Annotated in this window: 21 protein-coding genes and 1 pseudogene; 11 read left to right on the forward strand and 11 right to left on the reverse strand. The window is 43.7% G+C overall.

Features of this window, described 5'->3' with window-relative positions; all coding sequences use genetic code 11:
• Nucleotides 1–9: 9 nt before the first annotated feature.
• The 8 genes and pseudogenes from NFS34_RS10805 to ribF all read right to left on the reverse strand — a co-directional run bounded on the left by NFS34_RS10805 (nucleotide 10) and on the right by ribF (nucleotide 7,909).
• Nucleotides 10–741 (reverse strand): PilW family protein, encoded by a 732-nt coding sequence (locus NFS34_RS10805; protein ID WP_251360054.1) that lies wholly within the window; start codon nucleotides 739–741, stop codon nucleotides 10–12.
• A 13-nt stretch (nucleotides 742–754) separates the two neighbouring features.
• A complete protein-coding gene (gene pilV / locus NFS34_RS10810; protein WP_251360055.1) occupies nucleotides 755–1,357 on the reverse strand; it encodes a type IV pilus modification protein PilV in 603 nt (200 codons plus the stop codon).
• Between the two features lie 30 nt (nucleotides 1,358–1,387).
• Nucleotides 1,388–1,927 carry a GspH/FimT family pseudopilin gene (locus NFS34_RS10815; RefSeq protein WP_285834464.1) on the reverse strand — a complete coding sequence of 180 codons (540 nt, stop codon included), beginning with the start codon at nucleotides 1,925–1,927 and terminating at the stop codon, nucleotides 1,388–1,390.
• A gap of 219 nt (nucleotides 1,928–2,146) precedes the next feature.
• Nucleotides 2,147–3,076 (reverse strand): 4-hydroxy-3-methylbut-2-enyl diphosphate reductase, encoded by a 930-nt coding sequence (ispH, locus tag NFS34_RS10825; RefSeq protein ID WP_251360056.1) that lies wholly within the window; start codon nucleotides 3,074–3,076, stop codon nucleotides 2,147–2,149.
• A 63-nt stretch (nucleotides 3,077–3,139) separates the two neighbouring features.
• Entirely contained in the window at nucleotides 3,140–3,568 is a 429-nt protein-coding gene (gene fkpB / locus NFS34_RS10830) for an FKBP-type peptidyl-prolyl cis-trans isomerase (protein ID WP_251360057.1), read from the reverse strand.
• Nucleotides 3,569–3,571: 3 nt separating this feature from the next.
• Nucleotides 3,572–4,105: a signal peptidase II gene (gene lspA / locus NFS34_RS10835; RefSeq protein WP_251360058.1), complete on the reverse strand. Its 534-nt coding sequence runs from the start codon at nucleotides 4,103–4,105 to the stop codon at nucleotides 3,572–3,574.
• Between the two features lie 31 nt (nucleotides 4,106–4,136).
• Nucleotides 4,137–6,946: pseudogene (ileS, locus tag NFS34_RS10845) on the reverse strand (isoleucine--tRNA ligase).
• A gap of 24 nt (nucleotides 6,947–6,970) precedes the next feature.
• Nucleotides 6,971–7,909: a bifunctional riboflavin kinase/FAD synthetase gene (ribF, locus tag NFS34_RS10855; RefSeq protein ID WP_251360060.1), complete on the reverse strand. Its 939-nt coding sequence runs from the start codon at nucleotides 7,907–7,909 to the stop codon at nucleotides 6,971–6,973.
• Nucleotides 7,910–8,086: 177 nt separating this feature from the next.
• Here ribF and NFS34_RS10860 point away from each other — a divergent pair, with 177 nt between their 5' ends.
• The 3 genes from NFS34_RS10860 (at nucleotide 8,087) to NFS34_RS10870 (ending at nucleotide 10,975) form a co-directional block, all read left to right on the forward strand.
• The gene (locus NFS34_RS10860; protein ID WP_251360061.1) at nucleotides 8,087–8,875 is read left to right on the forward strand and encodes a crotonase/enoyl-CoA hydratase family protein; all 789 of its coding nucleotides are present in this window, start codon (nucleotides 8,087–8,089) and stop codon (nucleotides 8,873–8,875) included.
• Between the two features lie 16 nt (nucleotides 8,876–8,891).
• Nucleotides 8,892–9,506: a hypothetical protein gene (locus tag NFS34_RS10865; RefSeq protein WP_251360062.1), complete on the forward strand. Its 615-nt coding sequence runs from the start codon at nucleotides 8,892–8,894 to the stop codon at nucleotides 9,504–9,506.
• 197 nt (nucleotides 9,507–9,703) lie between these two features.
• Nucleotides 9,704–10,975, forward strand: a complete 1,272-nt coding sequence (locus tag NFS34_RS10870) for an HD-GYP domain-containing protein (protein WP_251360063.1) — start codon at nucleotides 9,704–9,706, stop codon at nucleotides 10,973–10,975.
• Nucleotides 10,976–11,027: 52 nt separating this feature from the next.
• Here the strand turns inward: NFS34_RS10870 and NFS34_RS10875 are convergent, their stop codons facing one another.
• Nucleotides 11,028–12,404, reverse strand: coding sequence for a hypothetical protein (locus NFS34_RS10875; protein WP_251360064.1), 1,377 nt, complete (start codon nucleotides 12,402–12,404; stop codon nucleotides 11,028–11,030).
• A 268-nt stretch (nucleotides 12,405–12,672) separates the two neighbouring features.
• On the opposite strand from NFS34_RS10875, the gene mfd reads away from it, so the two are divergent.
• The 8 genes from mfd to NFS34_RS10915 all read left to right on the forward strand — a co-directional run bounded on the left by mfd (nucleotide 12,673) and on the right by NFS34_RS10915 (nucleotide 22,537).
• On the forward strand, nucleotides 12,673–16,131 hold the full coding sequence (gene mfd / locus NFS34_RS10880) for a transcription-repair coupling factor (RefSeq protein WP_251360065.1): 3,459 nt from the start codon (nucleotides 12,673–12,675) through the stop codon (nucleotides 16,129–16,131).
• A 117-nt stretch (nucleotides 16,132–16,248) separates the two neighbouring features.
• Complete coding sequence (locus NFS34_RS10885) at nucleotides 16,249–16,944, forward strand: CsiV family protein (RefSeq protein ID WP_251360066.1); 696 nt, start codon at nucleotides 16,249–16,251, stop codon at nucleotides 16,942–16,944.
• 38 nt (nucleotides 16,945–16,982) lie between these two features.
• Entirely contained in the window at nucleotides 16,983–18,122 is a 1,140-nt protein-coding gene (locus NFS34_RS10890) for a saccharopine dehydrogenase family protein (RefSeq protein WP_251360067.1), read from the forward strand.
• 49 nt (nucleotides 18,123–18,171) lie between these two features.
• Entirely contained in the window at nucleotides 18,172–18,411 is a 240-nt protein-coding gene (locus NFS34_RS10895) for an EF-hand domain-containing protein (RefSeq protein ID WP_251360068.1), read from the forward strand.
• Between the two features lie 417 nt (nucleotides 18,412–18,828).
• Entirely contained in the window at nucleotides 18,829–19,023 is a 195-nt protein-coding gene (locus NFS34_RS10900; RefSeq protein ID WP_251360069.1) for a hypothetical protein, read from the forward strand.
• A gap of 194 nt (nucleotides 19,024–19,217) precedes the next feature.
• Entirely contained in the window at nucleotides 19,218–19,541 is a 324-nt protein-coding gene (locus NFS34_RS10905) for a hypothetical protein (RefSeq protein WP_251360070.1), read from the forward strand.
• A gap of 333 nt (nucleotides 19,542–19,874) precedes the next feature.
• Nucleotides 19,875–21,395, forward strand: coding sequence for an aldehyde dehydrogenase family protein (locus NFS34_RS10910; RefSeq protein WP_251360071.1), 1,521 nt, complete (start codon nucleotides 19,875–19,877; stop codon nucleotides 21,393–21,395).
• 107 nt (nucleotides 21,396–21,502) lie between these two features.
• Nucleotides 21,503–22,537 (forward strand): Glu/Leu/Phe/Val dehydrogenase, encoded by a 1,035-nt coding sequence (locus NFS34_RS10915; RefSeq protein ID WP_251360072.1) that lies wholly within the window; start codon nucleotides 21,503–21,505, stop codon nucleotides 22,535–22,537.
• Nucleotides 22,538–22,583: 46 nt separating this feature from the next.
• On the opposite strand, the gene NFS34_RS10920 is transcribed toward NFS34_RS10915, so the two are convergent.
• Together NFS34_RS10920 and NFS34_RS10925 are read right to left on the reverse strand one after the other, a co-directional pair.
• Nucleotides 22,584–23,135, reverse strand: coding sequence for a PadR family transcriptional regulator (locus NFS34_RS10920; RefSeq protein WP_251360073.1), 552 nt, complete (start codon nucleotides 23,133–23,135; stop codon nucleotides 22,584–22,586).
• A 9-nt stretch (nucleotides 23,136–23,144) separates the two neighbouring features.
• Entirely contained in the window at nucleotides 23,145–23,855 is a 711-nt protein-coding gene (locus tag NFS34_RS10925) for a hypothetical protein (RefSeq protein WP_251360074.1), read from the reverse strand.
• Nucleotides 23,856–23,910: the final 55 nt, after the last annotated feature.

A 23,910-nucleotide genomic window follows, 5' to 3' on the forward strand; every position in this document is an offset into this window, starting at 1 on the left:
AAAAAACCTTTATACACCTATTAATAAAGTTGACTGCCTATTTAAAATCGGGACTGTGGCTGAAAATACTCTTCTGAGTTTTTTATCAGTAAAGTCAAAATCCGTATCAAATAATTTTAAGGTCTGGTTTCTGCCATCGGGTAAAGAATTTTCCGTGCTGATGATCAATCCAAATCTTACCGTGATGATCTTAGAGCGATCAGTTACACCACTTAGCGGAACATAATCAACACCAACACCATTATAAAAACCATACTCAACTTGAAAATTATCCACGTTATCAATAAGCGCCACGTTATTACAAACTAATGAGCCGTTTACTATCTGGTATCTATTCGTTATACGCGCCCCACCAGCTACTGCCACACCATTACAATCAGCGGCATCAGTACCATCAGTGCGACAGTCATTACGAGCTATAGAGCTGTCACACGATTCGAAACTAACAGCAATAACATCTGCAACAGTGCCTCCACCATCACTTGACGCAGTAGTTATAGAATTATCTAAACCAAAAATCTCAGTATTTGAATCGTTAACCCAACCGGTCTTCTGAATATCATTTTTTAAAACAAGTAGAGCTAGCTGAGCATCATTCTGAATATTAATAGAGCCTTCGTTGACTACATTAGTCTGTTTAGTAGAAAGATAAATTGTAATAGTCGCACCAAGAATAATAAGAGATAAAGTTATTCCTACTAGCAACTCAACTAACGTCATACCCGATATGTTTTTTTTCATCATTTGCGTGGTCCTATGGAATAATATCGACAATTACGCACGAAAATCTGCTGTCGTTGATAACATTAATTTTGGTGCTACAGGCATTTGTGCCGTCATCGTAAGTATCAGTACCGTCTACATCAGCTCTAGAAGTCGGAGCCCAAGCCACGTACATCTTATACCTAGAACCATTACTACAGTTATCACCATCACCGCCATTATTATCGAAGCATGCAGCTCCCATACGCGCTTCCGCAACTCCTGAATCAAAAAGCTTAATGCAGGAGCTTTCCTTGTTATAAGTCGCTAACGCATCATCAGCACAGTTTCCTGTGCATGTTAAAGTTGGCCTAGCTGCCGGAGGTGCAAAGTTACACCATTCATCAAAGCTACCAGAAGCGTTATCACTGACGTAAACGTTATTTGCATCACCAGCTATAAACTCGCTATTTGCACGCATTTTTGATGTAGCCTCTTCAATAACCGAAATGGCTTGACTACGAAAATAACTTTCTTGAGTAACGTTTACAGTTTTCACCTGCAAAGCAGCATAAGCTAGCATGCCAATCGCCACCACCAAGATGGTTATTAAAACTTCAATTAAAGCTAAACCTTGATTTTTTAAATTATTCATTTAACTAACCTTTAAACCGAGTGTAAGCACCTATACAGAGCATGCAGTATCAATTTTTTGAACTTTAGCACTACCAGAAATCGACAAAACAACTTTTCGACCTTTACCATTATCATCACAAAAAGTAACACCATCATTATTTCCCCAAGGATTAGGAGCCGCCACAAAACCATTGGTATTAAACGTTACAGTTCCTTTGCTACCGCTAGATGATGAGGTTAAAAAATTATTAAAAGCATTCCGATCAAGAACCGTATCGTTATTACTTGTAACTGTCACCGTCCAACCATTAATCCAAGAACCAGCTTTGGGAGCTAAAGTCACTTGAGAGCGATTCTTTATCGCCTCACTTCGTGCAGAGCTAATCGCCCCTAACAGTTCATTTGCCGTACCTGTCAAACGATTCGCTTTAATCAGGCTATCAAACGACGGTACTGCAATAGCCGCTAAAATAGCGACCAAAGAAATCGTTACCATCAATTCGATTAATGTAAATCCCTTTGTGTTAGGACTGTTCAAGTTCATAAATTCCCCACTTTTTTGATATCTATAATCTACTTGGATGCCCAAAGAAAGGCATCCTAAGAACGACAAAAGGTTTAATTTCACCGATAAGTGGTTAATTAAAGTTGATAATTTCTGTCAAATCAAGAGGTTATAAGCGGAAATTGACGGTAGATGAGATGAACTTCATAAAAAAACAGGCTTTGGGTGATAAGTTGCTTATCTTTATTTTCTTACGTATTCGGCCTGCTAAATTAGCTTTATAAAATTGCTTTTGCTGTAAATTTATCTGAGTTCTGATGGCAATACAAAAACGATGCTTTCTTTAACGCCATCATATTCTAGGGGTTTAGTTCCACCATTTTGTTCAAGAAAATCAATCACTTCCTTGACTAAAACCTCAGGAGCAGAAGCACCGGCTGTAACCCCGACACGACTAACGCCTTCCAGCCACTCAGCTTGGATCTCGGTTGCATTGTTTATCAAGTAAGACTGGCGGCCTTCGGTAACCGCTAATTCTTGTAACCGCGAGGAATTAGAAGAATTTTGAGCACCAACCACTAAAATTAGTTCGCAATTTTTAGCCAGCTGCTTAACCGCATCTTGGCGATTTTGGGTGGCATAGCAAATATCGTCTTTTTTAGGGCCGTTTATGCTGGGAAATTTTACCTTCAAAGCTTCAACGATTTTCTGGGTATCATCGACTGACAAGGTAGTTTGGGAAACATAAAACAGTTTATCCGCATCCATCACCTCAAGCCGCTCTACGTCCTGAATATCTTCAACCAAATAAATTCCACGTTCGGCATTGTCATATTGCCCCATAGTGCCTTCTACTTCTGGATGACCTTTATGGCCAATGAGAATACACTCCTCATCGCGGCGACTGTGTCGCGCCACTTCCATATGAACCTTGGTTACTAACGGACAAGTCGCATCAAACACCTTTAAATTTCGTGCTTTTGCATCTTTTCGTACTTGCTGGGAAACGCCATGAGCGCTAAAAATCAAGGTGCTGTCTCTTGGCACTTCGTTTAAATCTTCGATAAAAACCGCACCTTTTTCACGCAGACCATCGACCACAAATTTGTTGTGCACCACTTCGTGTTTAACATAAATCGGGGCGCCAAATAGTTCCAAAGCTCGGTTAACGATTTCAATAGCGCGGTCAACGCCGGCACAAAAACCACGAGGGTTAGCTAATACGATTTCCATAACAACTTCTCGGTTTTAGCGTTAGGTTGAAACCCTAATCGCCAGCAAATACCTATTTAAATTCTATCGAATTTCTAAAACTTCGACTTCTAAAACAATCTCTTGATCGGAAAGCGGATGATTAAAATCCACCGTAACCGAGTGACCTTTAAGCTCCCGGATCATACCAGGTAAGCTGCCACCACCCATTTGTTCAAAGGCGATAATTGCGCCCTCTTCCAGCTTCACATCCACCGGAAACTGGTTAATATCCATAAAGTGGATATTGTCAGGATTGACTGGCCCAAACAGATCGGAACCCGCCAATTCGAACTTCTTGGTCTGCCCTGACTCCATCCCCAAGAGTTGTGACTCTAAGCTGTCGGTTAAACTGCCATCGCCAAACACAAACCATACGGGCTTGCCATCAACTCGGGTCGAATCCGCCGCCGAACCATCCTTTAATAATACATTAAAATGAACCAGAGCTTTGGAGTCTTTTTTAATGGTCATGGTTTAGTCCAGATCTTTTTTTTGCTTTTTAGTGGCGTTTTCAGGATTTTTAAAGGCATCGATTAATAATAAACCCACCCCAATAAGGATCACGCTATCGGCAATATTAAAAGTCGGCCAATGATAACCATCTTTGGCCAGATACCAATCAATAAAATCAATCACATAACCGTAAGCCACCCGATCATAAAGGTTACCTAGAGCACCACTTAACACCAGCGCCATACCGATATTTTGCAGCTTTTTCTCCGCCGGCGTGCGTCGCAGCCAAACCAATAATAAAATACTGATGCCGCTAGCGATAGCGGTAAAAAACCAGCGCTGCCAACCATCTTGATCACCTAAAAAGCTGAATGCTGCGCCATAGTTGTAAGCAAGATTTAGATCGAAATGCGGCATCACCTCGACAATCGGCCCGTCAAATACTGGCGCTAAATTAGCATCGGCCCATAACTTGGTTGCTTGATCGAGTGCTAGGAAAATAATCGTGATCCAGAGCCAAACCCAACCCGATTGCTTAATGCTTAATTTGCTCATAACACATTAAAACCCTTTTATTTTATGTAAATTAAGCATGATGGCGCTGCTCACCATCGCCGACCACGTTTTCCACGCAGCGATTGCAAATGGTGGGATGTTCAGGATGAGCGCCAACGTCTGCACGATAATGCCAGCAACGTTCGCATTTTTCAGCCTCGGCTTTATGAATCACCAGTGATAAGCCTTCCAGCTCCGTGCTTTGCCCTTCGCTACTTTTAGTAAGCTTGGCTTGTGAGGTAATGGTCACAAAGCGGATCTCATCTTCGAGCTTAGACAAAACCGCGTACAACTCATCATTAACATTCAAGTCGACTTCTGCTTCGAGTGAACCGCCAATCACACCTTCTTTACGCTTAGCTTCAAGCGCTTTATTAACTTCGGTTTTAACCGCAGAAATGGTTGCCCAGTCAGTTTGCGAAATTTGCGTATCCACACAAGCAAACAAACCCTGATACCATTCAGCCACGAAAACATTAGCTTCGCGTTCAGCTGAAACTGGCGCGGGTAAATGTTGCCAGATCTCGTTAGCGGTAAAGCTTAAAATCGGTGCCATCCAACGCGCCAAAGCCTCAGCAATATGGTACATGGCGGTTTGGCAAGAACGCTGTGCAAGGGAGCCTTTTTTGGCGGTATATTGACGATCTTTGATGATGTCTAAATAGAAAGACCCCATATCGATCGAGCAAAAATGGTGGATTTTTTGCGCTACCACCCAAAAGTTATAATTATCATAAGCTTCGATAATATCTGCCTGCGCTTGAAAAGCGCAATCAATCGCCCAACGGTCCAGTGCCACCAATTCTTCTTTAGGTACTAGATCCGTTTTCGGTTCAAAACCTTCTAAATTCGCTAATAAAAAGCGCGAAGTATTACGCAGACGACGATAAGTATCGCCTGTACGCTTTAAAATTTCTTCGGAAACCGCCATTTCGCCACGATAATCCGCCGACGCCACCCACAAACGCAAGACATCAGCGCCAAGCTTATTGATCACATCTTTTGGCGCTATCACATTACCCAACGACTTAGACATTTTCTTACCGTCTTTGTCTACTACAAAGCCGTGAGTTAAGCAGTGCTTATAGGGCGCATTACCATAGATCGCGACCGAGGTTAACAAAGATGACTGGAACCAGCCGCGGTGTTGATCTGAGCCTTCTAAATAGAGATCCGCAGGGCGTGCTAGATAATCACGCGCTGCCAACACACAATAATGGGTCACTCCCGAATCGAACCAAACGTCGAGGGAGTCATCAATCTTTTCGTATTTATCGGCATCGACCAATTCTGCCGCATCCAAGTCATACCAAGCCTGAATTCCCGCTTGCTCGATTTTTTCAGCCGCTTTTGCCATCAATTGAGCAGAGTCGGGATGCGGCAAGCCGCTTTGCTTATCGATAAATAAACATAAAGGCACGCCCCAAGTTCGTTGGCGTGAAATACACCAATCAGGACGCGATTCCATCATCGATTCGATACGCGCTTCACCCCATTCAGGAACCCATTTGACCTTTGTAATCTCTTCCATCGCCTTGGCTTGCAGACCTTTTTGATCCATCGAAATAAACCACTGCGGCGTAGCCCGATAAATCAATGGCGTTTTGGTGCGCCAACAGTGTGGATAAGAATGGCGTAGTTTATCTTGATGCAGCAAACGACCTTTTTCACTAAGCAAATCTACCACCGGCTGATCGACTTTATAAACGTGTTGTCCTGCAAAAATAGGGGTTTCATCATTAAAGACACCGTTAGCCATAACATAATTTAATACGCCAAGAGCATACTTCTGCCCCACCACAAAATCGTCTGGGCCATGATCGGGCGCTGTATGCACTAAGCCTGTACCGGTTTCAGTGGTAACGTGCTCGCCTAAAATAATCGGCAAGTTTTTGTCATAAAATGGATGTTCAACTTTTAGCTTTTCAAGCTCAGAGCCTTGGCAATGCGCAAGAACTTCATAAGACTCGATTTCCGATTCTTTCATCACACTTTCAACTAGCGCTGAAGCTAATACAAAATTTTCACTACCTGAATCGGTGTTGGCTTTGACCAATACATAATCTAGATCCGCATGCACCGTAACCGCCTGACTCGAAGGTAAGGTCCAAGGAGTGGTGGTCCAAATAACTACCGAAGTGTCACCGCTGATGTCTGGATTACCAAAAGCCTCTAAAAAGCCTGCTTGGTCGGCCAAGGGATAGCGAACATAAATTGAAAAAGAAGTTTTATCTTGATACTCCACTTCCGCTTCGGCCAGCGACGAGCCGCCAACCACGCTCCAATAAACGGGCTTGGCATCTTTTTTTAGATGACCATTTTCAACGATTTTTGATAAGGCGCGTACGATATTGGCTTCAAAGCCAAAGTCCATGGTGCGGTAAGGATTATCCCACTCGCCTAACACGCCCAAGCGAATAAAATCTTCACGCTGCGCATCCACTTGTTTTTGTGCATATTGGCGGCATTTTTCACGGAATTCAGCATGGCTAACTTTAGCACCAGCCTTGCCTACTTTTTTTCTACGTTATTTTCAATCGGCAAGCCGTGACAGTCCCAACCCGGAACGTAAGGCGAATCAAAACCACTCAAGGTTTTGCTCTTCACCACCATATCTTTCAAGATTTTATTAACTGAGTGACCAATGTGGATATTACCGTTGGCATAAGGTGGGCCATCGTGCAAAATAAATTGCTCACGACCAGCTCGCGCCTTACGGATCTGACCGTAAAGATTCTTTTTTTGCCATTGGGCTAAAACCTTTGGCTCACGCTGCGGCAAATTACCGCGCATTTCAAACTGGGTTTTCGGTAAATTTAAAGTGTTTTTATAATCACTCATGCTGTTCTCAGTCAGTTTTTCAATTTAGTATAAAATTTGTTTTGCCGCTTGTATGTCAAAGGCAATTTGCTGTTTTAAGCCATCAATCGAGGCAAACTTTTTCTCATCGCGAATTTTAGCCACCGGCTCAACCCAAATTCGCTGGCCGTAAATCTCTTGGTCAAAGTCTAATAAGTGAACTTCTAAACGTTCACTTGAATCTTTTAATGTGGGTTTGCGACCAACATTTGCAACCCCAGCAAGCCCCTCGTTAGCATCAGTTTCTAAGCCAAAAACTTTAACCGCATAGACTCCTTGCAATGGGCTTTTGCGACGCTTTAGGACGATATTAGCTGTTGGTACGCCAAGTTCACGACCTTGTTTATCGCCGTGGGCAACCTTACCGCTAATAGCGTAGTGTCTACCAAGCATCTTTTGCGCTAAAGCAAAATCACTAATCGCAATCGCGGCTCGAAGTTGGCTACTGCTAATTCTGACCGCCCCATTTTGACGCTCTAGCACTACCGATTCATTAGCTTCGATCGCAAAGTCATAGCTTTTTAAAAATTCAAAGTCACCTTGGCGCTGATAGCCAAAGCGAAAATCATCACCGATAAAAAGGTGTTGAACCCTTAATGCCTGTTTTAAGATCTGCTCGACAAAATCGTGCGCGCTTAGCTCGCGAAATTCCTGATTAAAGCGAAAACACAACACATAGTCCACGCCTAAGAGCTGCAACTGCTCAAGTTTGTCGCAGAGCTTGTAAAGCCTTGCCGGTGGATCCGCCTGACGAAAAACTTCTTGCGGATGTGGTTCAAATAAAATAACCACGCTCGGTAAGCCAAGCTCCGCGGCCTTAACAGTCAGCTTGCGAATAATCGCTTGATGACCTAAATGAACACCGTCAAAGTTGCCAATAGTAGCAACGCAGCCGTGTTCAAAAAGAGCCTCTGGGCAGTTGTAAAGCCCGCGAATTAAACGCATGAATATTTTAAGTGTTAGCCTAACCAAAGCGGGCAATTATAGCGATAAACGGCTCTTGAAATAAGTATTATTTGAGAAACTCAAGCAAAAACTTGGCTAAAAGCCGACCAATCATTGAGATATAGCGGCAGTTATGCAATTATCCAGCTAAATCTTTGATCTTTATTGGCAAAACCCATGCGTCAAGAGCGTCTAAACCTAACATTCGACGGTAAAATTGCCCGAGTTGAGCTTAATCGAACAGAAAAACGCAATGCCGTTGACTATGAGATGTTTCTTGCGCTTCGCACAGCGCAACGCAAGATAGCCAAACAACAAGGTATTCGCTTAGTCATTATCTCCGCGCAAGGACAAGATTTTTGCTCAGGGCTCGACGTTAAATCGGTTATGGCTGATAAAAAAGCCGTAGTTAGATTAATGTGGAAATGGCTGCCAGGCAATGCCAATTTAGTACAACAGGTCTCGATTGGTTGGCGTCGCTTAAAAATGCCCGTTATCGCCATTATTCAAGGCCGTTGCTGGGGCGCAGGCTTGCAGATCGCGCTTGGAGCTGATTATCGAATCGCCCATACTGAAAGCTCTTTTGCCATCATGGAAAGCAAGTGGGGACTGATACCGGACATGGCTGGTAATATCAGTTTGCGAGACATCATGAACAAAGATCAGGCGCTAAGACTTGCCATGAGCGCCGAAGAAATAGCTGCCAATAAGGCATTAGAGCTGGGTCTGATTTCAGAAGTGGTTTCAGATCTCAATCTGGCTGCCAATAGCTTCGCTGACAAGCTACTTGAGCGTTCGCCGGATGCAGTAGCAACCGTCAAACAGCTTTATCATCGTCGCTGGCAAAGCTCGCCGCGGCGCTGGCTGGCTAGCGAAACATGGGCCCAATGGAGAATGATTTTTTCTAAAAATCAATCTATTGCGGTTAAACGTCAGCAAGGCAACACTAGAGACTATCTGGATTAACGACTAGGATTAACTAATGAATTTTTCTAAACCGCTATTTATGGTTACAGCTTTGATGCTTAGCAACAGTTTGTTAGTTGGCTGTCAAAGTGCAAACGTTTCAAACAGCGCAAATGCCTCGAGTTCTAAGCCTGCGGCCTTTGTGGAGTTGGATCGCACACAAAGCGAATTTTTTGATAATTTGAGCAAACGATGCGGCCAAACTTTTGTCGGTTACAGCGTTTTTCCTGACGATCCCAAGCATGATTTTGCGGGCAAGCAGCTAGTGGCTAAGATCGCCAGCTGCTCAAAGAATGAAATTCGCATTCCTTTTAGCGTTGGTGAAGATCATTCTCGCACCTGGATTATTAGCAAAACGGCTAACGGACTTTTGCTTAAGCACGACCATAGGCATCATGACGGCACGCCTGACGAAATCACTCTGTATGGCGGCTACGCCAAAGCCTATGAAGAGCAGCAGCCATCTCAATACCAACAATTTTTTCATGCCGATGCCCACACTGCCGAACTCATACCAGCGGCAAGCAGTAACGTTTGGATGCTACAAATCGAGCCACAAACTGGCGACTTGATTTATTACCTAGAGCGCCATCAACAACCGCGCTACAAAGCTCGATTACGCCAAAAGTAGCGTTAATTTCAGCCGTTATTGTATCGAGCCACCAAAATGACTTGTAAAGAAATCAAACAGATAGCACTACAAATCAAATAGTTAGCTAAGTTATTGGTTTTAATGCAAATTTGCATTAATTTTTAACTACTGGTTATCACTGATTTTGTGATACAGTCTACATTATTGGATCACTTTACGTATCGTTTGAGTAGGCTTTGTTAGTTAAAACCAAAATTTCTGTCGATGCCCTAGAAATAGGCATGTTTGTAGTCGAGTTGGATCGGCCATGGACAGATCTACCTTTTATGCTGCAAGGACTAATGATTAAAGATGAATTTGAAATTCGCACCTTGCGGCAGTTCTGTGACTATGTCTATATCGATTATGATTACAGCCAGCAACACAAAGATGCCAAACAGCAAGAGCAAGAAGCCCTAAAAAACGCCAATCAAAACTTTAGTCGCTCCACGGCTAACAAGGCTGTAACGGGTTCTTTACGCCCCAAAACGGAAATCGAGAATGAGTTGCCACGGGCACACCATCTTTACCAGCAAGCTAAAAATCATCTGGAAGATTTGTTTAGCTGTGCCAAGCGCGATCAAAAACTCGATTTAACTCATACTAAATTAGTAGTTAAAGAATGTATCAGCAGCATCGTTTCTAATGCTAACGCCCTCTTCTGGTTAACCCGTATTCAAGAATCTTCCGATAGGGAAGCTAACCACAGTTTAAGAGTCTCAGTATTATCAATAGCTTTAGGGCACTATATTGGTCTTAGTAGTCATGAGTTAGAGCAGCTCGGTACTGCAGCGCTGTTGCACGATATCGGTAAAACTCGCATACCCGATGATATTTTGAACAAAGCCGAACACTTAAGTGATGCCGAGCGACGCGTTTTGCAAAGACATACCACCATTGGTTATGAGCTACTAAACGAAGACGACTCTCTTGCCAACATCATTAAAGAAGTCGCTTTGCACCACCATCAAAGACCCGATGGCAAAGGCTACCCTTTGCAAAAAGAACAAACTCATCTATCAACTTATACCCGCATTGTTTCAATTGTCGATGCCTATGATGATATGACCCATAACTCGCCTTATCGAATTGCCATGTCGCCGCGAATGGCGCTGAAAGAATTATTTGCTGAAGCCGGAAAGCAATTTGATAAAAAGCTTAGCTATTCTTTTATCAAAATGATTGGGCTTTACCCTGTGGGTAGTTTAGTGAAAATGACTAATGGTGAAGTCGCTTTAGTGGTGGCTGATAATGAAGAGCAAAAACTTCGTCCAACCATCGAGTTAATTTACGATCCTTATGGCAAGACTCGCCCACCGCAGCAGCTCAACCTGAAGCAGAAACCTTTAGATGAATACGGCTTTCCTTACGAAATTGCTGCGTCTTTGCCCGACGGTGCTATGGGTATGGATATGCAACACTACATTAGTGAGCGTTTAAAAGTGCATAAGTTGCAAGCTTCGGCCTAAAATACTATTGCCAACTAGCGAACCAACTTTGCCTTACTCAGATCGATTATTTCTAATAACCATCGCAGAATAAAACCCCCTGCACTCCTCTAACCGTCCAGTCGCCAGTACCACCCGCCGCCAATGGCATTCTAGGGTATTTGTAAGAACCATCATCAAGCCTGTCGTTATTGAGAATATAGGCTACCTGATTAATCAAGCGGCTAGCCCTTACTTGCGTTTTCCAAGAGCGGTAGCCATTTGGCCAATCTAGGCTGTATTGACGCGGACGAGTGCCACCCCAACCAGGAATAGTACCAATGGCTTCAAAGCGCTCGCCAAGTTGACTCACGCCAGCTTCTGCCAATAAAAAGTCCAAACGCGAAATCACACTGGCCGCAACTCGGCTGTTCCAAGTGGCCATCGGCAGTCGTCCTACCTGACCATTGAGATGGTCGGTACAAACTGCCGCCAAATACGACCAACCCGAGTTCATCTTAGCCGGCGAATCTTCATCGCCATGCACCGCAGCCGCCATTACCGACTGCACATTCTCAATACTAATGTCCTTTTGCGGCGTGCCGCTAACCTGAAACAGTTCATGTGCCGTTTTCACTGCCATATCACGCCACTCTTGATCCCAACTTTGCCCCTTGTCTAGCGTTTTTGCCAGCTCATTGGCGCGGTAGTAAAGCGGATCGAGAGTTGCATGGTGCAGCGAATAGCCAATCCGAGGTTTTGGCCAGAAAAATGCCGACAAACGATTGTCCCAACCAGATACCGTATCGCCTGCAGCTTGTTTTAGATAATAGGCTTGAAAAGGAGCATCTTGGATCCAGTCGATCATGGCGCGTACAAAATCAATATCTGGCGCATCCTTATCCGGCACATAAGGCGGATAGGTATCTTCACCTATCAGTTCGACCCCTTGGTCATCGAGCACCACGGGATCTTTGGAGCGGACTTCAATATCTGCTTGTACCCGCGCTTCAGCATACGCCATATAATCGTCCTGCTCGGCAAAACTCATGGCATTCCAAATCTGCAAAGCCTTATCGGACAAGTTCGCACTCATCAGCTCTTGGCCATTGCTATCCGTCAAGCTGCTGATCTCAAATAGCACCTTATAATCACGCAAAAAAACATCATCCACCTGCTGCTCGTTACGGTAGGACCAAGGTACCATCATGCGGCACAACACTTCCAAACTAAAGCGCCTGTCATCACGAATCAAATCGCTCAAACTGTTGCTAGAAGCTTCGATTGGCATCTTGGCATATTTCCAATCGAGCAAACCGCCACCAGCAATTTTCGGCGCAAAACGCTTAAACCAAACCTTCCAAGCGGCTAAAAACAACGCCTTATTAATCGCAAAATCATCCGCATGTTTAAAAAACATCAAAGAATGAGTGCTGGGGTTTCGCTTAAGGTTAGGGGTATTCGAGCTCATTAAAATCGGATTTCCTGCTAGATTGATTGTGATAACAATAGCGAGAAAGGCTGATTTGTGCAAACTGCAAACAAAACCGCTTCTATTTAGCCTAATCTACTTGCTTATTTTCTGTAAGAGAATTAGCAACTGAGCTATAATCCCTTTTTGATCAAGTGCTTGCTCGAATTTCTAATAAATAACTTTTAGCATTAGATGCTGCAAATCTTAAGCATCAAAGTATTGTCCCGATAACTAACATACGCAACTAAAGACCCTATAGAGAACTATGCTGCCTGAGTTACACATACCGCAACCAGAGATTAAAAACAAAACCAACTATGTGAATTATTGGTCAGGGCTAGCTGGCTCCAGTCGTGCTTTGGCGATTGCCCAATTAGCGGCAGACAGTGAAAACCCTTTGCTGGTGATGGTTGAAGACGTTCACGACTTGTGGCTACTGCAAAAAGAACTGGCCTACTTTCTAAAAACCGTTAGCGATCATGAGATCCCTTTATTGGTGTTCCCCGATTGGGAAACCCTACCCTACGATAATTTTTCGCCGCACCAAGACATTATCTCGCAACGTTTATTGAGTCTTTATCAACTACCGCGACTCAAACAAGGGATCGTTTTAATCTCTGTCAATAGTTTACTGTTACGCTTGCCGCCTAAAGCCTATATTGAGCAAAACAGCCTAATGTTGCATGCCGGCCAAGCGCTGGATATACATGAGGTTCGCAGCTTATTTGAGCAAGCGGGCTATCAAGCAGTAAATCAGGTATTCTCGCATGGCGAATTTGCCGTACGCGGCTCTATCTTGGATCTGTTCCCCATGGGCTCGGAAAAGCCTTTGCGAATTGACTTTTTCGACGATGAAATCGACACTATCCGCTATTTTGATCCCGAATCGCAACTCTCCAATCAGCAATTAAATAAATTCGAGCTTTTACCCGCCAAAGAGTTTCCAACGGGTGACGATGCGATTGCCCTTTTTCGGCAAAATTTTCGGGCGGAATTTGAAGTAAACTTACAAAATGTCTGGCTCTATCAAGAAGTTTCTAATGGCGCAACGCCCGCTGGGATCGAATATTATTTACCTTTATATTTCAATGAACTAAATAACTTCTTCGATTATTTGCCAGAACAAAGTGTTTGTCTCAGTTTAAGCGACTTTGGCGCAGGACTAACTAACTTTTGGCATGAAATCACAGAACGCTATGAGCAGCGTCGGCACGATGTAGAAAGACCGATTCTAGCGCCCAATCGACTGTATTTATCGGTCGAAGAACTCAATCAACAATTGAAAAATCAGCTACGGATCCATCTCGCAGCGTCCAAAGTTGCCGATCAGTTAGAAGCTGCATTAATTGCAGCTCCGATCCCAGATTTAACTATCGAACACAAAGCCAAGGATCCTTTAGCCAAACTACGCTCTTTTTTCAACCATTGGCAAGGTACAACCTTTATCGCCAGCGAATCTGCTGGCCGCCGCGAAGCCTTAAAAGAATTGTTGGCACGGCATAATATCAAGACCACTGCTATAAACTCTTTAAACGAATTGGCAACACTTGAGCCTAAGCAAGTGGCTATTGGGGTTGCTCCTTTAACTGCGGGTTTTGCCTACCAAAATATCGCCATCATTACCGAAAATGAATTGTTTGGCGAACAGGTGTTACAAAAACGCCGTCGCGAAGCAAAACAAAGCCCGCAAGCAGAAGACGTTATACGCAACCTCGCTGAGCTTAAGGAAGGCGATCCGGTGGTGCATTACGAGCAAGGCATCGGTCGCTATCGTGGTATGGTTAAGCTTAATTCGGGTGATATTGAAGCTGAATATCTAATGCTTGAGTATTCGGGTGGCGATAAATTTTATTTACCAGTGCAATCGTTGCACCTGATCAGCCGCTACTCTGGCTCCAACCCCGAATTAGCGCCTTGGCATAAATTAGGTACCGATTCTTGGGATAAAGCCAAGAAAAAAGCTGCCGAGCGTGCTCGCGATGTGGCTGCGGAACTGCTCGATGTGTATGCTCGCCGCGCGGCAAAAGAAGGCATTGCTTACACTATGGATGAGGCGGATTACCATCGCTTTGCTGCCGAATTTCGCTTCGAAGAAACCGCCGATCAAACCACCAGTATTAACTCTGTCATTCGCGATATGACTTCGCCACAACCAATGGATCGCTTAGTGTGTGGCGATGTTGGTTTTGGTAAAACCGAAGTGGCATTACGCGCCGCATACGTGACAGCACAAGCCGGTAAACAAGTTGCAGTTTTAGTTCCAACCACTTTGTTAGCGCAACAGCACTTTGAAACCTTCGCTGATCGTTTTGCCGACTGGCCGATAAAAGTGGCGCAGCTATCGCGCTTTGCAGGCGCCAAAGAAACCAAGCAAACTCTCGCCGGCCTTAAAGCGGGCACAGTGGATATAGTAGTCGGAACTCATAAACTGATTCAGGGCGATATTGAGTTTAAACGCTTGGGGCTTTTAATTATTGACGAAGAGCACCGCTTTGGAGTTAGGCAAAAAGAACAACTAAAAAAATACCGTTCAGAAGTGGATATTTTAACCTTAACGGCGACTCCTATTCCGCGCACCTTGAATATGTCGATGTCGGGAATGCGCGATCTGTCGATTATCGCAACCCCGCCTGCGAAAAGGCTGTCAGTTAAAACTTTCGTGCGCGAATACAATAAACCGCTGATCAGAGAAGCGATCTTAAGGGAAACCTTACGCGGTGGTCAGGTCTATTTCTTACATAATTCGGTGGAATCTATCGAACGCGCGGCACATGAGCTACAAGAACTGTTACCCGAAGCGCGGATCCAATTTGCCCATGGCCAGATGCGCGAAACCCAACTGGAACAAGTGATGCGTGACTTTTATCATCAGCGTTTTAATGTTTTGGTTTGCACCACCATCGTCGAAACTGGTATCGATAATCCCAATGCTAATACCATGATTATTGAACGGGCCGATAAATTTGGTTTGGCGCAACTGCACCAGCTTAGAGGCCGCGTGGGTCGCTCGCATCATCAAGCTTATGCCTACCTATTAACTCCAGCCGAGCGCAAAATTACTCGCGATGCCGAAAAGCGTCTCGAGGCTATTTCGCAACTCGAAGATTTAGGCGCTGGCTTTACCCTAGCCACCCACGACTTAGAAATTCGCGGCGCAGGCGAACTGCTGGGCGACGAGCAATCGGGACAAATGCAGGCGGTAGGTTTTAACCTATATATGGATATGCTCGAGTCGGCGGTTAAAGCCTTAAAAGAAGGCAAAGAGCCAAGTTTACAGCAATCCCTAAAACAAAAAACCGAAATCGACTTAGGCGTTGCCGCGCTTATTCCTGATGATTATGTAGGCGATGTCGCCACCCGCTTATCGCTGTATAAACGCATCGCCAATGCCGAGTCAATCGACAAGCTAGAAGCGCTAAAAGTTGAATTTATCGATCGTTTTGGCTTATTACCCGATCCCTTAAAAAATCTCTTCGATGTAAGCACATTAGCTATCGAAGTTGCTGATTTTGGGATCTCGAAAATCGATCTGGTTAAGTCCGGCGTACGCATTGCCTTTAGCCAAGACACCAAGGTCGATCCAAGTAAATTGATTCGATTAATACAAATGAATCCCGCGCTGTATCGTTTTGAGAATAATGTGGTCTTAAAAATATTGACCGAGCAAGAGGAACTTGAACCTTTATTAAAAATGATCCAACTTGTAGTGGAAAAAATTCGCTAAATACCGATTGGATTAAGGCCAAAAGTCAAGACTAGCCATTTTTGTTAAGCGTGCTACACTTTGTCTTTTCGGATGGGCTGTTTCATATAGGCTATTGCAAATGGCTATGACACGATTATGACAAAAATAAAAGCACTAACGATTTCTATAACTTTGGCGGCATTGTTGCTGCTCACCGCCCTGCCTGTGGCAAAAGCGCAAACCATTTTCAATGTGGAACTGGTGCTATTTAAGCGACTCGATGCTACCGGCCAATTTAATTATTTAGCGAAAGAACAACTAAGCGACTATAACCTCGAGTTGGAGCAAGAATACTCTTTGGTAAACCCGGTCTTATTGCCTGATGGTTTTAGCCCTTTGAAACGCCAAGAACATCGTATGGAAGGGGTTTATAATCGCCTAAAATCAAGTGCCAATATGCGCCCTTTATTGCACCTAGCCTGGCGACAACCTCTCAACGATAAAGAGCAAACGCCTTGGCTGTTTTTCTCGGTAGGAGATGATCCTGAGAAAAAGGGTTTACAAGAGTTTATGGGCAATATTCGCTTTAGCCGCAATGAAGGCTTGTTGGTCGAAAGTTCAGTGCTAGGTTTTAAAGCTGCCGATCCAAACATTCTGACCGAAGGCGACATGCTTGAAGGAAACAGCTCGCAAGCTCCAGAAGCCTTAGCGGGTTATTTTATGTTATCGGAAAATCGTAAAATTAAAATCAACAAGCTGAATTATTTCGATCATCCAACCATGGGGCTACTGCTTAAAGTGACTCCCTATCAAGCCTCACTTGCTGAGCAAGACGCGCTTGAAGCCGAATAAAATAAAGGCCGAAGCAAAGAAACAAACTAGGAACCAATATGAGTAATATTATTGTTTTAGGTGCGGGAATGGTCGGTAGCGTGATGGCGCGTGACTTGTCGGAAAAACATGACGTGACCATTGCCGATATCAATAAACTTACCCTAAAAGCCCTAAAAAAACGTCTTACCCAAGTCAACACCTTGGAACTTGACAGCACCAACCTTGAAGCACTGAAAAGTGCAATCGAACCATTTGATATGGTGGTTTGCGGCGTTCCAGGGCATCTCGGCTTTGTGACCCTTAAGAATATTATTGAAGCTGGCAAAAGCGTGGTGGATATTTCTTTTGCCCCAGAAAATTGCTTGGAGCTGGATTATTTGGCCAAAAAACATGACGTCACCGCGGTTATTGATTGCGGCGTGGCACCGGGTATGGATAACCTCTTATTAGGCTTCCATAAAACCCGCATGGAAATAGACCATTTTGAATGTCTGGTCGGTGGCCTACCGAAAGAGCGCCGCCGTCCTTTTGAATATAAAGCCTCTTTTTCACCAATCGATGTGATCGAAGAATATATGCGCCCTGCCCGTTTTATTGCGCATGGGCGCACCGTAACCCGCGAGCCATTAAGCGATCGTGAGCTGGTGGAATTCGATAAAATTGGAACTTTAGAAGCCTTTAATACCGATGGCCTGCGCAGTTTGATGTTTACCATGAAAGACATTCCTAACATGAAGGAAAAAACCCTGCGCTATCCGGGCCATGTGGAATCAATCCGCACCCTAAAAGCCAGCGGTTTTTTCGATAAAGAGCCGATTCAGGTTAATGGCATGGAAATATCACCGCTAGAATTCACTTCAAAAGTGCTGATTAACGAATGGAAACTCAAACCCAAAGAAGAAGAATTTACCATTATGCGGGTGACCATTCGCGGCCAAGAAGGTGGCAAGCAAAAAGAATACATCTACGAGCTATACGACGAATACGATAAGGTTAAACACGAAACTTCCATGGCTCGCACCACTGGCTTTACCGCCACCGCGGTTACTCAACTGTTGCTGCGCGGCAAGTTCGACAAAAAAGGCGTCTTTGCGCCGGAACATATTGGCGGTCATGCCGATTGTTGCAAAACCGTGATTGACTATCTGGAAGAACGTCGGGTACGGTATCGGCTAGACGAAAACACCTTAAGCTAAGCCAACCATTATTGAACCGCGAATTTATCAAAATTTAAAAGAGAGACTCATGAAACCACTAACCGAAAAACACATCGCCGAAGTTAAAGAAAGCTTTGCCTTTTTTGACCGTGATAATAATGGCGAAATCGACGTTGAAGAGTTTGAAAAACTGCTAAAAGTATTAAGCCCCGACGCCACCGAAGCGCAAGCCCAACGCGGCTTTGAATTGATCGACGAAAACAACGACGGCCATATCGACTTTGACGAATTTTTAGAATGGTGGCAAACCTGCTGGTGGGAGTTTTAGAGTTACTTCGATGGAGAAAAGGTATTTGTTAGGGCTTATATTTCACTCTAACCTAGGTTAAATGAGACAGAACTAAAAAATAGATCTGTCCCCTTTTATGTTTTCTAAAAAACAGAGCTACTTCACAAAAGCACTTCTAGCTTGTTGTTTATAGAGTATTTATATGTTAGTTTTTTTCTGCCTTGTGCTTCTCCAAGGCAATAACAATAAATTTAAGGAATTACTTGTACCAATAGTTGTGTGATTACAGTATACCCTGACGGCACAACAAAAATAGAAGACTGTTGTGGCGGAAGAGTAGAGTCCGTTACCTACGGACCACATGAAGAAGAAAAATAATTAGAAAATATTACTTTCCAAATTGAAACTTCCCGCTTCCTTAGGGGAGTTTCAGCAATATAATATCTAGGATATCATATGAAAAAAAATATTGTAATAGCTATTTTAGCAATTTCTTTGTCAACTTTGATTATATACTATTTCACTAGCGATAAAGACAGTTCAAGCCTTTCATCAAACCACATCAGCCATAAAAAAGTATCAAAGCAAAACTTATCATCAAATGACCACTCTATCACTCGTGATGACGATGAAAAAAAAACACCAACCTGAATCATCACAGTTCTGAAAGTGAAGCTGGTCATACACATGGAACACAAAAGTTTGAGATATGTGAATACGACCACAATAACATTTGCAAATTAAAAACCAATAAAAATATAGCCACTTTCGTCATCGATCCCCATAGCAATACACTTAGTGTTAAAAAGGCAAATACCGTTATTAATAGCTCTAACTTTTATGACATGCTTACATCCCAAGCAGCTAATTTTGGCAGTGATGAAAGCATTCAACTTCAAAACACTTTTAATAATCAAGTTTGGGAAACGATAACGGCCACGCAATCAGAGTTAGCGATGGACAACCGAGGCGTACTTTGTAGTAATGCCATGTGTGGTTTTAATGTAACCTATAATAAAGTTGACAGCTGGCAAACTTTCTACAAAGAATTTGTAAGTAATAATGTATCACTAGGAAATCTCTTTGTGTCCATTCAAAGTGATGGTCATCAAAAACATACTAGGTTTTTGTTTTTCCCTGGCAATAACTCCCCTGTGATAAAAGACTAAGAGTGATGAGGTACGGTTTGATTTACCGTACCTCATATAAGTTAAAAGTTAACACATTTTCGTCCCCGTAAGATCATCCGGCCAGAATGGCATAGAAATTGAACAGTGAATAACTTTTCCTAATCCAAAAAGCTAACAGCAATAGCTTTGCTTGGCAACTTCTCCGACCAGCCGCAAAACTGCCTATTTCTTAGCCACAAAGCCTAAAATTCACTGGCGAAAAAGCGCCTCTGGTGGTATGGTAGCGCCGCATATTATTTCAGGGCAATTTGCCATTATTTTTAGGCATTTATCATCCTTTTGCCCTACTTTAATCAATTTTAGAGGTTTTCTATGGATTTCTTAAAAGAGCTAGGCATTCAAGATATCAATCAATCGGCGAGCTGGGGCCAAGGTTACACCGACACTCAAGACGCGGGCATTATTGAATCTTATAACCCTGCTACTGGCGAATTAATCGCGAAAGTTTACGCAAGCTCGGCCACCGACTACGAAAAAGTGATGACCGAAGCCGAGGCAGCATTCGCCGAGTGGAGAAGAGTCCCTGCCCCATTGCGTGGTGAATTAGTTCGTAAAATTGGCGATGCCCTTAGAAAACATAAAGACGCTTTAGGTAGCTTGGTGGCTGCTGAAATGGGCAAAATCAAAGCCGAAGGCGATGGCGAAGTTCAAGAAATGATCGATATGGCGGATTTCGCCGTTGGCCAAGGCCGTATGCTTTACGGTAAAACCATGCACTCGGAGCGCCCAGAGCATCGTATGTACGAGCAGTGGCACCCGCTTGGGATCACTGGTGTTATGTCGGCTTTTAACTTCCCTGTAGCGGTTTGGTCTTGGAATGCGTTTATTGCGGCCATTTGTGGCAACACTACCGTTTGGAAACCGTCTCCAAAAACTCCTTTGTGCGCAATCGCTGTACAAAACATCTGTAACCAAGTTTTAGAAGCTGAAGGCCTTAAAGGCATTTTCGGCTTGTTTATCGATACGGATGAAAACCAACTTGCGAATAAATTTATCGAAGACACCCGCGTTAAAAAGATGTCATTCACAGGCTCTAGCGTAGTTGGTCGTATGGTTGGAGTTAAAGTTGCTGAGCGCATGGGGAAATGTTTGCTTGAGCTTTCGGGTAATAATGCGTTAATTGTTGACGAGAGCGCAGACTTAAACCTAGCAGTGCCGTCCATCGTATTCGGCTCGGTTGGTACTGGCGGTCAGCGCTGTACTACTACTCGCCGTTTAATCGTTCACCGCAGCCGTATGGACGAAGTGGTAAACGCTATCGTTAAAGGTTATGGCCAAGTAAAAATCGGCAATCCGTTAGATTCTGATACCTTAATGGGCCCACTAATCGACGAGCAAGCGGTTCAAAACTTCGAAAACTCTGTCGCTAAAGCTAAAGAAGCCGGCGGCGAAGTTTTATTCGGTGGTAAACGCATCGATGGCCCTGGTCATTTCATTGAACCAACCATCATCAAAGCAGAAAACCACTGGGATGTTGTTCAATCTGAAACTTTCGCAGCGATTTTATACGTGATGCCATTCGATACCATCGAAGGAGCTATCGCCATGCAAAACCATTCAAAAGCCGGTCTTTCTTCGGCTATCTTCACTAACCATGTGCCTAACGCTGAGAAATTCTTGTCGTCTGTGGGCTCTGACTGCGGCATCGCTAACGTTAACATTGGCACTTCCGGTGCTGAGATTGGTGGCGCCTTCGGTGGCGAGAAAGAAACTGGCGGCGGTCGTGAAGCTGGCTCTGACGCTTGGAAAGCCTATATGCGTCGTCAGACCAACACCATTTTCTGGGGCGATACCCCAACCCTAGCGCAAGGCATTACTTTCGATCTAGGCTAATGTAATTTAGGCCACTGTTTGTTGTGGCCTCGTTTTTAATAAAAATTTGTTCCAATGTTTTCAAGAACTTAAGTAATTAAGTTTAAGTTCTTAATAAGGAGAATAATATGGCAGTTTTTAACCTAAGAGCATACGACTCACACGAGCAAGTGGTGTTTTGTCGCGATGTTGATTCTGGTTTAAGAGCAATTATCTGTATCCACAACACCAACCTTGGCCCAGCGGTCGGCGGTTGTCGTATGTGGGATTACAACTCTGACGAAGGCGCCTTAATCGATGCCTTACGCCTATCTCGCGGCATGACCTACAAAAATGCCATGGCGGGTTTGAAAATGGGTGGCGGTAAATCGGTTATTATCGGCAATTCTAAAACCATGAAGTCGGAAGAATTGTTCCGCGCTTTTGGCCGTTTCGTGGATAAATTAAGCGGCAAATACATTACAGCTGAAGACGTGGGCATTAACCCGAACGATATGGCTATCGTGAACAAGGAAACCTCGCACGTTTTAGGCCTTGAGGGCAAGTCGGGCGATCCTTCTCCTGTTACTGCCTATGGGGTGTACAAAGGTATTAAAGCCGCCGCTAAGCACAAATTAGGTCGTGATGATTTAGACGGTTTAAAAATCTCAGTGCAAGGTTTAGGCCATGTGGGTTATTACTTGTGTGAGCACCTGAAAAAAGAAGGCGCTCAATTAATCGTAACCGACATCAACCAAGATAACTTGGACCGTGTGGTGAATGATTTCGGTGCTAAAGAAGTTGGTATCAATGAAATCTACGAACAAGAAGTTGATATTTACGCTCCTTGTGCTTTGGGTGCCACGGTTAATGACAACACTTTAAAGCGTTTAAATACAAAAATCATCGCGGGCGCAGCGAATAACCAATTAGCAGAAGATCGCCATGGCGATATCTTAATGCAACGCGGTATTCTTTACGCTCCTGATTATGTTATTAACGCTGGCGGTATCATCAACGTAAACTTCGAAGAAAATTACGACCAAGCAAAAGCCTTGGAAAAAGTGGACGAAATCTACGGCACTCTTACTGAAGTATTCGAAGCTTCCGATGCCGAGGGCCGCCCAACGAACGTGATTGCCGACGAAATCGCAAGACGCCGTGTCTCTGCCGCTAAGCAATAATCACTGTTAAAACGTAAAAAAGCAGCCAATTGGCTGCTTTTTTTACTTAAAGCCGTAGCTTTATCAATTCAGTCGCCTCTTGACACCAGTCAACTATCGCGCCAACTTTTTTCACCCCCATCATTAAAGTCAACAATGGGTAAAACTGCTCATCGGGTAAGTCATAAGGAAAATTGTCGGTTTCTTTTTTTGCTTGCTCTAAAGTATGGCTAAGCTGCTGATGCCATTGCTGCATTTCCTGATGCAGAGATTGCATAAATTCAAGTTTTTTCTCGGTAGCATCTAAACTGTTGAGAAAAAACGTTTGCGCCAAATAGGCATGGCGCTCGGTGTGCACCGCTGGTCCCTGCTCGATCCAAGCCACCAGATCTTCAATCCCTTGTTGAGTAGTTTGATAGACCTTTTTATTGGGGCCTTTATTCGAGGCTTCTTCGAAGATAGACAGCTTGCCTTTGTCGGCAAGCTTTTTTAATTGCGGGTAGATTTGCGATAATTCAGCGGACCAGAAGTTGCTAAATATCTCATCAAACATTTTTTTTACATCGTAACCACTTTTCGGTTCTTGCAAAATCCCCAATAAAATATGTTGTAAACTCAAATCCGCATCCTAAATTTCTTTAAATTTCCGCTGATAATGGCGCGTCCAAATAATCTGAGCAGGAATACCGATCACTGCAGGCAAAATCCACGGAATAACGGCTATAAAACCTTCCAAACCTATATCGAAGATACGAGTGACACCAAATACCGCAAAGGCTGTGTGGAAAGCTATTCCAGCGCCTAACATCGAACCCAAGTGTTCGTAAAGCCACGCCTTGTTAGAACTATGCTTACCCTTGATGTACTTCAATATGCCAAAGCCCGTTAACAGTCCCACCGGGCTCAGCGCTAATAATACCACCATCGAGTCGGGTTTGATGATAAAGGCAAAGGCAATAATACAAATACTTGCCACTAAACTTATATAAGCCATGCTATTCCAATACAGCGTATTCATGATCAGAGGATCTTTTTTCGAAGCCAGCACTGCAACGCCATAACTGATAATGATGTAGGTCACTACCGAGAGGTATGCTAAGAAAAGTAAGGGGGCATAACTATTAGGCGACATATTTTTCTCAATGATTTCAGGTATATATAAGAACAAGCCTGCCAAAGCCGACAAAACTACCAACCTGCCTAGCCAAGTCCAATACTTGCCCATTTGGCGGTGAATTTTGCCGCCTTTTTTGCTGAAAATTGGGATCCAAAATAATCCTAAACCAACAAAACCACCGATCATGTGGGTGTAACGTAAAATCTCATGCAATATTTCCATCTGGCACCTACCAATCTATTTCCACTGTAAAAATCACTATATAAATTGATATATA

Origin of the sequence: Kangiella sp. TOML190, assembly GCF_023706045.1 — a bacterium.
In the GTDB taxonomy this organism is placed as follows: Bacteria; Pseudomonadota; Gammaproteobacteria; order Enterobacterales; family Kangiellaceae; genus Kangiella.

Excerpts from the sequence above, each read along its gene's own strand:
- NFS34_RS10805 (WP_251360054.1), bottom strand. The coding sequence starts at position 741 with ATGAAAAAAAACATATCGGGTATGACGTTAGTTGAGTTGCTAGTAGGA.
- pilV (WP_251360055.1), bottom strand. The coding sequence starts at position 1,357 with ATGAATAATTTAAAAAATCAAGGTTTAGCTTTAATTGAAGTTTTAATA.
- ispH (WP_251360056.1), bottom strand. The coding sequence starts at position 3,076 with ATGGAAATCGTATTAGCTAACCCTCGTGGTTTTTGTGCCGGCGTTGAC.
- fkpB (WP_251360057.1), bottom strand. The coding sequence starts at position 3,568 with ATGACCATTAAAAAAGACTCCAAAGCTCTGGTTCATTTTAATGTATTA.
- lspA (WP_251360058.1), bottom strand. The coding sequence starts at position 4,105 with ATGAGCAAATTAAGCATTAAGCAATCGGGTTGGGTTTGGCTCTGGATC.
- ribF (WP_251360060.1), bottom strand. The coding sequence starts at position 7,909 with ATGCGTTTAATTCGCGGGCTTTACAACTGCCCAGAGGCTCTTTTTGAA.
- NFS34_RS10860 (WP_251360061.1), top strand. The coding sequence starts at position 8,087 with ATGCGTCAAGAGCGTCTAAACCTAACATTCGACGGTAAAATTGCCCGA.
- NFS34_RS10865 (WP_251360062.1), top strand. The coding sequence starts at position 8,892 with ATGAATTTTTCTAAACCGCTATTTATGGTTACAGCTTTGATGCTTAGC.
- NFS34_RS10875 (WP_251360064.1), bottom strand. The coding sequence starts at position 12,404 with ATGAGCTCGAATACCCCTAACCTTAAGCGAAACCCCAGCACTCATTCT.
- mfd (WP_251360065.1), top strand. The coding sequence starts at position 12,673 with ATGCTGCCTGAGTTACACATACCGCAACCAGAGATTAAAAACAAAACC.
- NFS34_RS10885 (WP_251360066.1), top strand. The coding sequence starts at position 16,249 with ATGACAAAAATAAAAGCACTAACGATTTCTATAACTTTGGCGGCATTG.
- NFS34_RS10890 (WP_251360067.1), top strand. The coding sequence starts at position 16,983 with ATGAGTAATATTATTGTTTTAGGTGCGGGAATGGTCGGTAGCGTGATG.
- NFS34_RS10895 (WP_251360068.1), top strand. The coding sequence starts at position 18,172 with ATGAAACCACTAACCGAAAAACACATCGCCGAAGTTAAAGAAAGCTTT.
- NFS34_RS10900 (WP_251360069.1), top strand. The coding sequence starts at position 18,829 with ATGAAAAAAAATATTGTAATAGCTATTTTAGCAATTTCTTTGTCAACT.
- NFS34_RS10905 (WP_251360070.1), top strand. The coding sequence starts at position 19,218 with ATGCTTACATCCCAAGCAGCTAATTTTGGCAGTGATGAAAGCATTCAA.
- NFS34_RS10910 (WP_251360071.1), top strand. The coding sequence starts at position 19,875 with ATGGATTTCTTAAAAGAGCTAGGCATTCAAGATATCAATCAATCGGCG.
- NFS34_RS10915 (WP_251360072.1), top strand. The coding sequence starts at position 21,503 with ATGGCAGTTTTTAACCTAAGAGCATACGACTCACACGAGCAAGTGGTG.
- NFS34_RS10925 (WP_251360074.1), bottom strand. The coding sequence starts at position 23,855 with ATGGAAATATTGCATGAGATTTTACGTTACACCCACATGATCGGTGGT.